The organism is Halomonas sp. KG2, from assembly GCA_030440445.1.
Classification (GTDB): Bacteria; Pseudomonadota; Gammaproteobacteria; order Pseudomonadales; family Halomonadaceae; genus Vreelandella.
This window is the reverse complement of the sequence record CP098528.1, coordinates 2,859,626-2,874,665: the sequence shown is the minus strand read 5'-3', so window position 1 is coordinate 2,874,665 and position 15,040 is coordinate 2,859,626. Positions and strand designations below refer to the sequence as shown.

At 50.7% G+C, this 15,040-nt stretch carries 8 protein-coding genes; all 8 read left to right on the top strand.

The genetic code is table 11. The features are described 5' to 3' along the window. Positions 1 to 7 precede the first annotated feature (7 nt). The 8 genes from NDQ72_13395 to NDQ72_13360 all read left to right on the top strand — a co-directional run bounded on the left by NDQ72_13395 (position 8) and on the right by NDQ72_13360 (position 14,415). Positions 8 to 2,569, top strand: coding sequence for a Mur ligase family protein (locus NDQ72_13395; GenBank protein ID WKD27054.1), 2,562 nt, complete (start codon positions 8 to 10; stop codon positions 2,567 to 2,569). Positions 2,570 to 2,710: 141 nt separating this feature from the next. Further along, the gene (locus tag NDQ72_13390; GenBank protein ID WKD27053.1) at positions 2,711 to 3,604 is read left to right on the top strand and encodes a hypothetical protein; all 894 of its coding nucleotides are present in this window, start codon (positions 2,711 to 2,713) and stop codon (positions 3,602 to 3,604) included. 36 nt (positions 3,605 to 3,640) lie between these two features. Beyond that, positions 3,641 to 5,011: an acylphosphatase gene (locus tag NDQ72_13385; GenBank protein WKD27052.1), complete on the top strand. Its 1,371-nt coding sequence runs from the start codon at positions 3,641 to 3,643 to the stop codon at positions 5,009 to 5,011. Positions 5,012 to 5,072: 61 nt separating this feature from the next. After that, on the top strand, positions 5,073 to 7,061 hold the full coding sequence (locus NDQ72_13380) for a glycosyltransferase (protein WKD27051.1): 1,989 nt from the start codon (positions 5,073 to 5,075) through the stop codon (positions 7,059 to 7,061). Beyond that, on the top strand, positions 7,058 to 8,599 hold the full coding sequence (locus NDQ72_13375; GenBank protein WKD27050.1) for a glycosyltransferase family 4 protein: 1,542 nt from the start codon (positions 7,058 to 7,060) through the stop codon (positions 8,597 to 8,599). The genes NDQ72_13380 and NDQ72_13375 overlap by 4 nt, the downstream gene beginning before the upstream one ends. A gap of 84 nt (positions 8,600 to 8,683) precedes the next feature. After that, a complete protein-coding gene (locus NDQ72_13370) occupies positions 8,684 to 10,966 on the top strand; it encodes a glycosyltransferase family 2 protein (protein WKD27049.1) in 2,283 nt (760 codons plus the stop codon). Beyond that, positions 10,963 to 13,233 (top strand): glycosyltransferase family 2 protein, encoded by a 2,271-nt coding sequence (locus NDQ72_13365; GenBank protein WKD27048.1) that lies wholly within the window; start codon positions 10,963 to 10,965, stop codon positions 13,231 to 13,233. The genes NDQ72_13370 and NDQ72_13365 overlap by 4 nt, the downstream gene beginning before the upstream one ends. Before the next feature lie 114 nt (positions 13,234 to 13,347). After that, positions 13,348 to 14,415, top strand: a complete 1,068-nt coding sequence (locus NDQ72_13360) for a glycosyltransferase (protein ID WKD30400.1) — start codon at positions 13,348 to 13,350, stop codon at positions 14,413 to 14,415. Positions 14,416 to 15,040 lie beyond the last annotated feature (625 nt).

The following is a 15,040-nucleotide window of genomic DNA, read 5'->3' as shown; positions in this document are numbered from 1 at the left end:
GCTTATTTTGACAAACGAAGTCGCACGCCTAGTAACGGATCAAGAGGGAAATGTGCTGTTGGCTGAGCACGCTGACACACCGTTCAACCCAGCCTCACTGACCAAGATGATGGTGCTTTATTTGGCCTTTCGCAGACTACCTTTATCTACGATGATAACGGTGCCTAAAGCTGCCGTAGTAAATCGAGTGCCAGGGCGGGTGCCGCAAACGAATATGGGGTTAAGAGAGGGGCAAGTAGTCTCGGTAGCGGATTTAGTGCTAGGCATGATTTTGCCTTCAGCGAATGATGCAGCTGTTACGATTGCTCATCATTTCGGTGCTGATGATTTTGTCTCACAACTAAATAAAGAAGCCGCTAAGCTTGGGTTGAAGTCAACACACTTCGCCACCCCCTCGGGTATAGGCAAAGGTACAACGACAGCGCGAGACATGGCGCTATTGGCTAGGCGCCTGTGGCAAGATTATCCTGCGTATCGCAGTTTTTTCTCAATTGGCTCGTTTGTTTTTAATGGAAAAACTCGTCGTAACACAAACGAGTTACTGTCTAACGTCTCTGGAGTGCTCGGAATGAAAACCGGCACGACCGCTGGTTTACGCCGTAATCTGGCTACAGTGGTTCAAAGAGATGGGAAAACCGTATTTGCCGTTGTATTAAATGCTGCGGACAAGGCTGAGAGAGACAATACGATGGTTACGACCATCGATTTTGCTTTGGAAAGACTGCAGCAAGAAAACTCTAAAGTATTGAGTGCTGCGCCAAAAAGCAGCGTGTCATCAGTAAGGCATCTTGAGGAAGAGGAAACGATGGGACTTCAAACTAGACCGTTGTTAGGTACCGTTGAAGGGATCGCAGAATTCCTTGGGGCAAAAATTATTGGTAACGAATCTGGCCAGCTTCTTGTAAGCCGCATAATTACATCCGCAGTTAACGTTAACCCTGGGGACATTTATGTTCCTATATCTGCCGCGAAAAGTAGAAGACAAGCTCTTGCTGAACGAGCGGTCGAGAGAGGGGCTGTTGCTGTTATGTCTTCCGGCAATATTGAGGGTGACTTTCCGATAATTGAAGTTCCACGCCTGGATCATGCGCTTCGCGAGCTTGCAACACTTGCACGCTCAGAGTTTAAAGGGAAGGTGATCGGTGTCACTGGAAGTGTGGGTAAAACTACTACAAAGGACATGATCGCACTTGTACTTTCATACTGTGGATCTACTAACCACACCACCGCTAATCTCAATTCTGGAAATGCAAACCTTGCGGCGGTGGCTAGCCTCCCCATAAATGCGGCCTATTCTGTTCTTGAAATTGCAATGATGGACCAAGGTGCCGTAAGACGTAAATCAGCTGTGGTTAAGCCTGACGTGGCGGTAATTACCAGCATCGGCCTCAGTCATGGGAGTCATCATGCCGAAGGTGGTGCTGATTCTATCTTAATTGGAAAAACCGAGATGTTCTTCGAGCTAGCGCATGGTGGAACGGCTGTTCTACCATCCGGTGACGCTCGCTATGAGCAAATGGTAGCGCGGGCATCAGAAAGTGGGAGAGTTGGAAGAATTATTTCATGTGGCAAGCGTGACTCAGATGATGTGCGTCTGCTTGATGCTAAGCTTCGCCCCACTTGCTCCGAAGTTACGATAATGGTTGGTGATACACGTGTAGATTATTTAATTGGCCAGCCCGGTGCACACTTTGTTATGAATTCGCTTCTCGTAGCAGGGGTTTTGCTGGCGGTCGGTGGTAGCTCATTAGCGTTGGCAGGGCTGACAGCTTACACCCCAACCGCACGTCGAGTTGAGCGTTTTCGAGCTATACCAAAAGCTGGCTGCACTATCGAACTCATTGATGATGCTTATAATGCTGCGCCCGACTCAGTTGTTGCTCTTCTTGAGCTGTTAAAGCTCAGAGAGAAAGTAAAGCGAAAGATTCTAGTTTTAGGTGACATGCTAGAGCTGGGGCCTGATGAGGTCCGTCATCATCTTGAACTTGCTCCAAAAATAGAAGAAGCGGGTATAGATCTGCTAATTACTGTCGGCCCTAAGGCTGCAATGGTTGCCGATGCTGTTCAAAACATTGAAACTATTAAATTTAAGGATGCGAAATCAGCGGCCAAAAAAATTCGTTTCTTGCTGCAAGACCGCGATCTGATCGCAGTCAAGGGATCAAATGGAATGAGCCTTGTTACTGTGGTAATGGCAATTCTAGGTTCCCGTGATGCACGCGTGCGGCAAGATTATCGGTGGTCGATCGAGGTTGAGCCAGCAAATACATCACAATTCCCTACACATCCAATCAGGGTTGTTGTCAGTGGTAATAAGGTTCAAGGCGTTGGCTATAGAGTTTGGCTCCAGCGTGAAGCTCGTGCTCGTGCTGTGCAAGGTTTCGTACGTAACCGTTCGGATGGCGCGGTAGAAGCAGTGTTGTTCTGTGCGCAAACGACGTTAGATGAGATGCTTACGTTAATGCGACAGGGGCCGGAAAAAGCTGATGTGACTGAACTGGTTACGGAAAACTGGACACGTGAGTTAAAAGATAAAGATTTTTTACGATACAAAGCGGTTTCAGTTTAGATTAGCTCTTGATGGGGCATACCTTTGTTCTTATGAGTTAAAAGGACTTTAGGCATAGCAATTGGTATGCCCACTATTTAACACTGTAATATCGCTATCTGACTTAGGGTTGCTGCTTGTCTACTATTTTGGGCTGTAAAAATGCTGCTTTCTGATATGCCACCCTTTCATGCCTATATATCAAATCCTGCGTCTCTGGCGTGGGTTCAGGCTTCCCATCCAGCTCGTAAGGGCTCGCCATCCACTTTACCTTCGTTCCGGGCTGGTTTAGATGCGCTAGTACGGCGTTACCAGCGTGAAGCGCTTCAGCCAAAAGGGACTTCCTTTGAGCGGCTTTCAGTGGATCGTGCTTGGGTAAATGCGCAAATGCAGGCAAAGGGCGTGGCCACAGCGCGCCTGTTGCGTGAAGACTTTCCCCTACAACACCTGCGTGATGCATTAGAGGGAATTGATGCTTGTGTAATCAAGCCTCGTCAGGCGCATAGCTCCCGAGGTGTGCTTTCGCTTAAACGGATGGACGCGATTACTTTTAACTGCTTGCAGTTACGCCGGCCAATACGGTTAGTTGAGATTCTCGAACATCTTTATGCTGAAATGCGCGAGCATCAGTTTCCCAATCATTGGCAATTAGAAGAACTGCTGCTTCCGCCTTCTGGTTTATTACGCCCTGTTGATGATTTTAAGTTCTATGCTTTCCGTGGGCATGCCGCAATGATATTGCAAGTAGCACGGGGGCAGCACGGGCAGCGTTATCGCTGGTATGATCGTGATTGGTGCCCAATAGATACTGGTAAATACGATGGTGCCTTAGACGCTACCCTGCTCCCCCCACGTAACCCACGGGCTTTGTTAGCTGTTGCAGAAAGAGTTTCTGCTAGTCTGTCGGTACCTTTTTGCCGAATTGATCTTTACGAAACTTATCAAGGTGTGGTGTTAGGCGAGTTAACAGCGGTGCCTGGGACTTATCATGCCTTTAGTGATCAGGCCGATACTTACCTTGGAGCATTTTTTGAACTGGCGAGTTGTTTAGAGTGATGCCTTTAGCCTGCTTGGCTCTAGTAGGAAGTTTTTATGCAAGTTGATTCGGCAGTTTTACCTGACCCTGTTTTAAAAAATGACCAAAATTATTACGAAGACCCCTTTAGCCAAATGGCTAGATGCGTACCCCAATATCATTTGTTTGGGCCGTGGTTGATAGCCAGAGCGGCGGCATTTGAAGGCGCTGAAGTAGTTTGGCTAAATCGTCAAATGATTTTGATTCAACATAATGGTGTCCAACTATTTTTTTGGGATGTGCGATCTAACGAATCCGCGGTGGGTGCTAAACTGGCAACCCACAAGGGATACACTCACAGTTTTCTTAAGCGTGCAGCGGTATCAACACCGTCTGCCAGACAAGTAATGGATGCTGAGTCGGCTGTTCGTTTTTGGAAGGTGCTTGGTAAACCGGTGGTTGTTAAGCCACTTAGAGGCACTCGTGGGCGCGCAGTGGCGCTTAACTTAAATGATGAATCCTCAATCAATATAGCTTTTCACCAAGCCCGCTCTAGCGTCGGTGCGTTAGTAGAAGAGCAAGTGCATGGCAGCGAATATCGTTTTTTTGTATTGGGCGATGATGTTTTGGCTGTGTTGGGGAAGGAATCTGCGCATGTTATCGGCGATGGTATCTCCACTGTGGAAGCCTTAGTTGAAGAAAAAAATAGCCTACGCTCTATGAATCCACGCTTGATGACAAGTTTGATCCCACTGGATGAAATTGCTTTTCAGAACTTGGCTCGGCAGGGTTTAAACTGGCAGAGTGTACCCGATGCTGAGCAACATGTGGTTTTGCGACAGGAAGCCAATATTTCAAAGGGGGCCGATACTTTTGATGCTACCGATCTAGTGTCAGAACGAGCTAAGGCCGTTGCTGTTGCAGCTGTAAAGGCTTTGCCCGGACTAGATTGGGCTGGAGTAGATGTAATGTTATCTGACCCCTGCAATGAGCAGGGCGAGGTGTATGTCATTGAAGTTAATACTTGTCCCGGCCTAGGTGGGCACCACTTCCCAATGCGCGGTAAGCCTCGCGATGTTGCTACAGCGGTGTGGCGGCGGGCTTATGAAAAGCAGAAAGCGTTATCAAGCACGTTTTCTATCGTCCCTATCCCGGCAGCGCTTCCAGCCCGTTGCCAGCGGTTGGTGTCTATTGAAGGTAAAGTGCAGGGGGTAGGATTTCGTAAGTGGCTGCGTCGTGAAGCGGTAACACTAAACGTTGAAGGGTGGGTGCGCTATCGTCAAGATGGAACGCTGCAAGCAGCGCTGAAAGGTAAGCGTTCGGAAGTAGAGCAGTTGTTGGGTAAGCTCCACTTTGGGCCGCGTAAGGCCACAGTTGCAAAAATGTCGGTAGCCCCGTACAACCGCAAGCTTTCCCATTCAGGCTTCAAAGTATTTCAAACCCTTTAAATCTTGGCGCAAGGATTACGTGTGATATGTGTTCAACCCATTCGAGAGTCGTTGACTTATAGTGGCTATTATCTCGTATTTGAAAGCGCTTTTACCGTTTGCTAGCGCCAAAGAGCAGGGCGATATTGGGTTGCTAAATCACCACGAGGTGTTTGAGCAAGGCTACTATAAACAGCAATTGCCAGTTTGGCAGCGGTGGCTATGGGTAAGGCCAGAGCTGCATTTTTTACGCTTAGGTTGGCGTGGGGGGTTAACCCCTAGCTCTCGGTTTGATTCCCGGTGGTACACCTCTCGTTATGTAGATGTTCGGCGAGCTAACGTTAATCCCCTGGTGCACTTTCTGCGCTATGGCATTTATGAAGGGCGCTTGCCTTCCCCCGAGGGCCATATTAGTGATTTCCCTCTTTTCCAGGAGCAAGCGGTTTGGTTGCATCACCAGGCTTGGCATGGCCACGCGGGGGTGGCTATTCCTAAATTGCAGGTGTTGGCTGCTCAGGGGCAACCGGCGGCGCTGTGGTACTTAGCAGGCTGGTATTATGGTCAATCCCGCTATGAAGAGGCGTTGACGCATTTACAAACGCTTGCGGAAGGTGATGCTGAACGTTACCAGCAGTGGATCCCACAGGCGCTGTTGAAATGTTATGTACGCTTGGGTAAGCAAGCTGAGTTTGAAGCGCTGCGTGATAAACAGCATTTTTCAGGCAATGGCCTGGATGAGGCGATGCTGCAATTGGCGTCGGTTAATCTACCTTTGGATCAGCGGTTAGCCCCGTTAAATCAGTGGCTTGTTCGGCGTAAGCTGGTACCGTTGCTGCCGTTAGAGTCTAAAGGTGGCTTAGGACGATTAAAAACACGCCGAGTGAGAGCTAAGGTGCGTCGACGTATGCCGTTGGTATCGGTGGTAGTGCCTGCCTATAACGCTGAAAACACGATTAATGTGGCGTTGAAGTCATTGTTGGCGCAGAGCTGGCCCAATATTGAAATTATCGTAGTAGATGATGCTAGTACCGATGGCACGGTTAAACGAGTAGAAAAGAGAGCGCGTTTAGAACCTAAACTCACACTGATTCAGCATGAGAAAAACCAAGGAGCTTACAGCGCTAGAAATACCGGTGTTAAGGCGGCCAAAGGGGCATTTATTACGGTGCATGACAGCGATGACTGGTCGCATCCGCAAAAGATTGAACGCCAAGTGCTCGCACTTATTCAGCGTGCCAGTGTGATGGCTACCCAGTCGTTTTGGGTGCGGGTAGATGAGCACTTACAGCCGCTGGGGCCGTGGCATTTATGTACAGATTGGTTGGAGCCTAATCCTGCGTCTGTCATGGTGCGTCGTGAAGTGCTTGATACTCTGGGGCTGTGGGATGAGGTGGCGGTAGCGGCAGATAATGAGTTTGTAGAGCGGCTTCAGAAGCATTATGGCGCTGATGCGCTATTTAAGGTGGCTACCGATGTGCCGTTGGCGTTTTCATTAGTGCAGGCAGCGTCGTTAACCCAGCGCAAAACGACTCATGTGCGCAGCATTCATTGTGGTGTGCGGCATTTATATCATCAAGCTGCAGCGTGGTGGCGAAAGCGTCAAGTAGTGCCGGTAATGTCTAATGATGGGCTTCGCCGGCTTTTCCCAACGCCTCTTGGTAACCAACCACAGCCCTGTTTGCACTTTGATATTGCCGTCGTCGCAGATGTTTCTTCTCGAAACCCTGAGCTTTTGCAGTTGTTGAATACGTTGCTGCGACTACGTCATGAAGGCTACCGCGTTGTCGTTTGCCCCTGGAGCAAGCCAGATGATTTTAATACGCGTTGGCTAGCGGATGATATGTGGGAACTGTGTCATGAAGAGGGCATAGCTGTTGCCCATGGTGGTATCAAGCTGCGCTGTGGTGAAGTGCGTGTGCAGTCGCTTGCGCCCGCGCTTAGCTGGCCAGATAGCGTGCTGCAGCTTACCACGCGGGAAGGCGTGCGTGATCTGATAGGTAAACCACTTCCGGCTGCTCAAACAGACGCATTAATGGCGTATTTCGCTGGTGGTGGCCGAGTGGTGTTATGACAGCATGGCAGGCGGTTAGAAGCCTGGGGTGGGCGCATCACGAGAAGGGGTGGCGGCAGCATGGCTGGCGCTACCCTTTTTTGTGTTGGGCGGTAGCCCGCTTGTTTAACGAACAGTGGTATTTGCAGCATTACCCCGATGTGGCCGCTGGCGGGGGAAATGCCTTCGCCCACTGCTTGCTATATGGGCTTGCTGAAGGCCGTGAGCTTGCGCCGCGTTTCAGTATCACCGGTTATGGCGTTCGTTATAGTGGGAATCAGGCGTGGGAGCCTTACCATTCCGTTATCCATTACTGGTGGTGGGGCCGTTGGCGGGGGCTGAGCCCGTTGCCCTGTTTTACGGGCAGCGGTATACAAGCAGGCCGGGGTGGGCAGCGTTGTTTAGCGGTGTTTGCCCATAGCGTTGGTTCTCGGTTATATGGGGCGGAACGTAGTTTATTGGATGCACTTTCCACCCTGGAAACGCTGGGTGTCGCTACTGTGGTGGTGGTGCCTAACGCTAGCAACCCAAGCTACCTAGATGCATTGCTTCGGGTTAGTTGCTCCGTGTGTGTTATACCGTATGGCTGGTGGAGAGAGGGGGAAGCGGACCACCCTGAAACGCTTGCGTCTATGCAGTCACTGCTTGAAGCGGCGGGTGTAAATGCGGTTTATGTGAATACATTAACGCTTCAAGCCCCTTCGGTAGTGGCCAAGCGGTTAGGCTTGCCTGTGATGACGCACGTTCGTGAGTTACCTGCGCATGACCCTGCCCTTTGCCAGGCATTAAACAGCTCGGCGCAAGGGGTAGTGGCTCATGCGGCTGCTCATTCAGACCTTTTAATTGTGAACTCTCAGTGCACGGCGAAAGCGTTCCAAGAAACCGGCGTGCCAATGGCGGTTGTGCCTAATACAATTGATATGTGTGTTTGGCAGGCGGTTCCTGCTTTTCAGCCTGATGCGCAGCGCCCACTAAGGGTTGGGCTACTGGGAAGCTTGATCTATAAAAAAGGGTTGGCAGACTTTGTGGCACTTGCCGATGCCTTGGCACGTAAGGGCGTTGCAGTAGAGTGTTGTTTGTACGGGGCGAAAACCCCAGATTTAGATGACTTGCTTGATCAGCGGCGTGAAGTGGGTGAAGCGTTAGGTAGCCAGGGCAGTATATTCCATAAAGGCTATGTGCAAGAGCCTAAGGATGCGCTGGCGAATCTTGATATTGTGGTGAACCTCTCCCGTTTTCAGGAGTCTTTTGGCCGTACTGTATTAGAAGCGATGGCCGCTGCAAGGCCGGTGGTGGCCTATGAGTGGGGCGCGCTGCCTGAACTGGTGGCACATGGAAAGACAGGGTTTTTAGCTCCCTTGGGAGATGTGCAGCGGGTGGCGCAATGGATTGAAACACTGGCCAATGACCCCGCGTTGCTTGTCTCTATGGGAAATGCTGGCCGCCAACGAGCCAACGCTCTCTTTGGTACCCCGGCGCATCAAGCCGCCATGGCGAATGCTTTAAGCCGCCTCTTTCCTGCTGTCACCACGAACGTCAATCAAACGAAGTGTGATTAGATTAGCAACGACTGGGAGTTAGGGACTATTTCAACCTCGAAGAGGCTGCCCCGGCTAGGTGTTGCGGCAGTTATTAAAAATGAATTGGATGCACTGCAAGAGTGGATTGCTTTCCATCTGGCGGTAGGCGTCGAGCATTTTATTATTGCAGACATTGGTAGTAGCGATGGTTCTTATGCCTATCTACGTGAGCTTAAACGCCTTGGTTTAGTGACATTAGTACGTCCATCGGGTGTGGATGATACGTCAAGTGAGCCGTTCTCAAGTGAACCCTTCGTTTACCACTCGCTATTAGCCGCGTGCCCCGCGACGTTAGATATCGTTGCCTTCATTGGTGTCGACGAATTTTTATTGCCGCTAGATGAGCATGGTGCTCAGACCATGATTGCCAACAAGCCTAATCCAAAACGACTGCCTAATTGGCTTGGCGAGATATTCAGTGATCCAGAAGTGAGTGCCTTGGCGCTTAATTCTGCATGTTTTGGCTCTTCTGGTGAGCGTTTTCGGGGCGATGGCTTGGTGATAGAGCGTTTTACGCAACGCTCTTCACGCACGTTTCGCTACAATCGATTCTACAAGAGTGTTGTGAGACCTTCGCGGGTACGTCATTTCGATAACGAGCGCCATGCGACGCTAAAAACGGGGCATTACGTTGATGGTGAAGGTAAGCCGCTACAAGTGGTTGATGGACGGCCCGGTGTCAGCCGCCGCGTGTGCTGGCAGGGGGCGCGGATCAACCACTACGCGGTTAAATCCGTGGAAGAGTTTGTGCTTAGCCGCGTAAAGCAACGTGCAGGCAGCGCGTTAACAGCTACGCAAGGTGATGCTTACTTCTCTCGCTTTGATCGAAATACCCGGAAGAGTTCCGTAGCTAAGGCCTGGGCCAGTTATGTTTACTTGCAGGCACTGTCGCTACCCAGCACAAGCGCATTTGCTGTGCCTTTTTATGCGCCTAGGCAGTCATGGTGGCGTAAAACGCTTTCGGCTTCCTTATCCTGGTGGAGGCATGCCCGTTATGCTTTTGTGCACTCTCGCTCTGCGCCACTAAAACCACCTATTACGGCTTGGAAACGAACGTGGCCACAACAGTCGCGGGGGCTGCTTACCCAGCGAGGTGTATTGCTTCAGGCTAGCCTGAGTGTTGCCGGTTTATCGCCTGTTAATGGCAATGTGCAGCTTGTCTGTTGTTGGCAAGAGGGCGTCGAATGCGTGCTTCCTGTTACTCGCTTTGAATTTACTGACGGCGAAAGTACAAGCGGTACTGTTCATTTCCGTGTTGAGCTGCCGGTTCGGGCTGGGAATGTAACGTTGTCTGCTGTGCTAACCACTGAAGCAGGCGAGCTGCGTATTCCACTAGAGCGTTTAACGCTGATGCCTGATGCTTCAGTGCAGGAGCTTCAGGCCAGTGCATTGATTGGCCAACAGGGCTGGCTGTTTCTTGATCAGGATACTAATGCAAGCCTGTACCAGCACCTTGGCTATATATCGTTACGGCAGGAAGCTCTCGATAATTGGGTTGCTTATGCGGAGGAGCTAACAACGCTTTCTGTCCAGGCAAACGCAAACGTCTTGATGGTGGTTGCTCCTAGCAAGGAGAGGGTGATGCACGCTTATCATCCTTACCCAATGGGCGCCGTTACACCGGTTGATCAAGTCGTTGAAGTATTACCAGATGCTTTTTGTTTGTATCCTGAAGCTTTGTTGAAACAGATGGGTGATGACGCTTACCACGTGACGGATACCCATTGGACCCAGCAAGCTGCCATGCGTGTTACCTGCGAGGCGGTGAGTCGATTAGGGCTGGCCGCGTTGGAAGATGCCGAACGTTGGTTTGCTGAGGATCAGTATAAAGTTGTGCAGGTGCGTGGAGATTTGGGAAGTAAGTTAAACCCCGTGCGCAGGGCGGCTACTCCGCGACTGAATTCGTTTGATCATCGGGAACTTAAACGCTACGACAATGGCCTGCCTAACTTTGGGCGTGTCATTGTGTGGGAAAATAGCGATGCGTTTCTTGATCAGTGTTGTTTGGTGATGGGCGCTTCTTCTAGCTATATGATGTTTCCGTTTTTAGTGCGGGTATTCCGGCGCGTGGTATTTGTACATAGCGCCGGTAATGTTGATGTGTCACTGGTTCATTCTGTCGCTGCCCAGGTAGTGTTAGTGCAGACAAATGCACGTTTTATGGTCGCGGCACCGCAAGTGACGTGGTCTTTGCAAGATACCATTCTTGAAAAAACAGAAGGCGTAAGCATGGAAGAACATACCGCTGCGTTTGCTCAACGTATGCCCGCTGAACAAACTGCTTTAGCGGGCTGGGGGGTGGATAAATGGAATGACTGTCTTCCGGAAGGGTGGTTTAGCGCGTGACGATAACAGCCAATATGCAAGTGGTGCTGGGCACGCTGTCATTTCAGCAAGTTCTACAGCCTAAAGATAATGTTGTGTGGGATGCCTTTCACCATCGCTGGGAAGCTTTAGACGAGTCGATGGAGTTTATCACCCAGCGTAATGTCTATTTACCTGGCTGGTATATGATTGAGCTGATGGTAGATCGTTCGGTCACCTCGGTAGCGGCCAGCTTTCGCTTTGAAGCAGGCAAGCGCACTTTCAATATTGATATGCCTCTACGCGTTGGCAAATTGAGTAAGCGGTTGGTGTATGTGCCCTGGGGCGTAAAGCGTATTGCTTTCAGGCCAATGAACGCGAAGGGGCATTTTTCAATACCGCATTTCCGTCTTGTGTGGGTAACGCCAGCGTTTGCGCGTGACCGCTTATTACAGCGTTTGATTAATATTCATCAGGATTATCGCGATATCACCCAAAAAGAGGCGGCTGGCATTATCCGTGAGCGCGCCCGAGAGCGGGGGGAGTCGTGGCGTAGAACGGTGATTCGTGAATATGAGTCTACCTATATTAGCTTATGTTCACGCCGAAACTACCGGCTTTGGGTGCGTAAGTTTGAGGAGACGCCTGACCCTGCGAAGACTGACCCAGCGAAGATACGGGCGGACATTCAGGCGCGTCAGGGCGTCGCTGAGACAGTACTTGAGACAGCAAGTGAGTCGGCTGGCGTTTACCATTTTTATATCCCTATCGCGGGTACCCATACTGTAGAGGCTCTTGATACCACGCTTTCAAGCCTTCAAGACCAATCCCTGGGCAATTGGAAAGCAATCTTGTTGCCTGCAGAAGCGTGTGCGGCGGAGGTTCGGCAGCACATCGAAACACGTGTTGCACAAGACCCGCGTATCACGGTGTCAGCGCCACAGGTAGAGCCTCACCAAACGGTGCTGTCTTCATCGGCGTGGGTGTCACTTCTGTGTCCTGGCGACAGGCTTGCAGCCCATGCACTTTACTCGTTGGCGGGCAGTGCGGGTGCTGACTTAATTTATAGTGATGAAGATGAAACAGATGCGGATGGAATGCGTCACTCGCCGCTTTTCAAGCCACAATGGAATCCGGACTTACTTCTTTCTCAGCCGTATATTGGCTGCGCTGTATGGGTTCGCGGAGATAAGCTACCAGCGCTAATGCCTGCCGGTGGCTTGCCTTGCGCCACCTCTGTAGGTAACTGGCAGGCTAAGCTGGCGCTAAATGCGTTATCGATTGGTTCTGAAGCTGGCGCAGTCAACGTTAAGCACATTAGCAGGATACTGTTCCATCGGGCGTCTCCGTTTACGCTGTCACCAACTGGCGATTACGCTTCGCTAGTGCGCCTTAGCCTCCAAGAAATGCAGTGCTCTGCTCAGGTGATTCCTGGGCGTGTAGTTAATTCTGCGCGGGTCAAGTGGCCTGTACCTTCTCCGCAGCCACTGGTTAGTTTGTTGGTACCTACCCGTGATGGTGTCGAAATACTTAAGCCGTGCGTGGATGCTATTTTGGAGCGAACCGACTATCGGCACTTTGAATTACTGATTCTGGATAACCAGTCTAGCTGTGCTAAAACGCTGGCTTACATGGACGAAGTAGAGCAACGCGATGCACGGGTAAAGGTGCTTCGTTGGAACCATGAGTTTAATTATTCTGCGATAAATAATTTCGGTGCTAAGCATTCAAATGGCGACATCATTGGCCTGATTAATAATGATGTTGAGCCTATTGATGGCGAATGGTTAACAGAAATGGTCAGCCAGGCATCCCGCCCAGAAGTAGGGTGTGTGGGCGCGAAGCTGTATTACCCCAATGGAACCATTCAGCATGGCGGCGTTGTATTGGGCGTAGGTGGTGTGGCTGGTCATGCGCATCGTTTTTTCCAACACAATGAAGAGGGCTATGCTGGCCGTTTGCAGCTTGTCCAAAACCTAACGGCCGTGACAGCAGCGTGTTTGTTGGTTCGTCGTGAAGTGTTTGAGAAAGTGGATGGCCTTAACGAACCCGACCTGGCTGTCGCCTACAACGATGTCGATTTGTGCTTAAAGGTTCATAAGCTGGGGCTGCGTAATTTATGGACGCCTTATGCAGAGCTCTACCACCATGAATCTATTTCGCGCGGGGCTGATGATACGCCTAAAAAACGTGCCCGTGCCTTGAAAGAAGCACGCTATATGCGAGAACAGTGGGGGCCGTTGCTCGATAGAGACCCCGCCTACAACCCTAACTTGACCTTAGCGCACGAGGATTTCTCACTTAGGTGATACACCGCGACGACCATCAATACCATGGCTGGTTCATTGCTACCGTTATCCTGTGATGCTAGGAAATATACTTAAAAATATGGAGTTAGGAAGTGAAGGAGTATTGGATTGAGCATGATTGAGCGGAAGATACCGCGAAAACGCCAGCACCGATGGGTAATGTTGCGGGACCGAGCTTACCCAACAGAAGATATCTATTTTTTAGTGTCAGCAGCACCAGAGTTAAAGAAGCTAGGTATTGAGGTTGATGAGGTTCAAACGCGTAGTCACTGGTTTCCATGGCGGTACACCAGGGCTTTGCCAGCCATGTTTGAAGAGGCGAATGTACTGGTTTGCCGGTCGCTACCTACCGTATGGCTGAAATGGTTAGCTCGTCACAAACATAAGCTGGGCCACATTGTTTATTTGATTGACGATAACGTAAAGGCAGCGGTGCACGACAAGACACTGCCTGATTCTTATCGTCGACGTATGAAGGATGTGGTTCATTATCAACCAGCTATATTGGCACTAACCGATGAAGTGGTGGCTTCCAGCCAGCAACTGGCGGATACGCTAAAGACTCAGCACTCGAAGGTGTCAGTGTTGACGCCGCCTTTGCTAGCGTCTTTACCAGGCTTTGCGCATTTTGACGCACCACCCTCTAGCAAAACGCCCTGGATGGTTGGCTTTTATGGCACACGAGCCCATGTGGCGGATTTAGAGCATATCGCGCCGGCGATGGTTGATCTTCATCATCAGCGTAAAGATGTCGCTTTTGAAATTATGCTGGGGCAGTACACACCCAAGGCTCTAAGCTCGCTGGCGCGCTGTTATACGCCTGCGCCACTGCCCTGGGATGCCTTCCGTGAATACCAGAGCCAGCAACGTATCCATATTGGTTTGGCACCGTTATGGCCAACAGAGTTTAACGCCGGTAAGTCGTACATTAAGTTTCTGGATATTGCAGCCATGGGCGGAGTGGGTATTTATAGTAACCGCTACCCATACAATGAGGTCGTTGAGCACGGCGTTGATGGCATGCTCGCGAACGATGACCCCAACGACTGGTTACAGTGCATGAAAACCTTGCTGAATAACCCTGCCCAAACCCTCGCTATGGCAAAAAACGCAGCAAAAAAAGCTGCCTCTATTGGTCATCACCAGCACGCATTTGAGTTTTGGCATGCACGAACGAGCTAGCGCCCCTATTAAGTGATTTTTATAACCGTTGCTTAGATAAAAACCGGCTCTTCAAGAGCTAATGCCAGTCAATTAAGGCTGACTGGCATTAGCCGATGGGCTGGTTTTTTTGTTTAATAAGTGCCTGACGATGGCTCTACCCCAGCCCACCGAGCCACCTCCGTCATTCCCGCAGGCCCTACCACTTCGTCATTCCCGCAGGCCCTGCTACTTCGTCATTCCCGCATGCCCTTAGCGGGAATCCATTTTGACCTTGGTTTTCGGGCTGCAGCGGAAAGGGTCAAGGTGGATTCCCGATTACCCCATTCGGGAATGACAGGTTTGAGGCTGATTCGGGAATGAAGTGCGGTGACGGGCATTAGACGATGGGCTGGGTTTTTTGTTTAATAAGTGCCTGACGATGACTCCACCCCAGCCCTCCGAGCCGCCTCCGTCATTCCCGCAGGCTCTGCCACTTCGTCATTCCCGCACGCCCTTAGCGGGAATCCATTCTGACTTGGGGTTTCGGGCTGCTGCAGGTCAAGGTCAAGGGCAAGGGCAAGGTGGATTCCCGATAACCCCATTCGGGAATGACGGTGCGGTGGCTCGGGAATGACACTTTCTATTCTGTCATTCCCACAGGCTC

What these genes read in the sequence shown, in the direction of transcription:
- NDQ72_13390 (WKD27053.1), top strand. Translation starts at nt 2,711, where the DNA reads ATGCTGCTTTCTGATATGCCACCCTTTCATGCCTATATATCAAATCCT.
- NDQ72_13385 (WKD27052.1), top strand. Translation starts at nt 3,641, where the DNA reads ATGCAAGTTGATTCGGCAGTTTTACCTGACCCTGTTTTAAAAAATGAC.
- NDQ72_13375 (WKD27050.1), top strand. Translation starts at nt 7,058, where the DNA reads ATGACAGCATGGCAGGCGGTTAGAAGCCTGGGGTGGGCGCATCACGAG.
- NDQ72_13360 (WKD30400.1), top strand. Translation starts at nt 13,348, where the DNA reads ATGATTGAGCGGAAGATACCGCGAAAACGCCAGCACCGATGGGTAATG.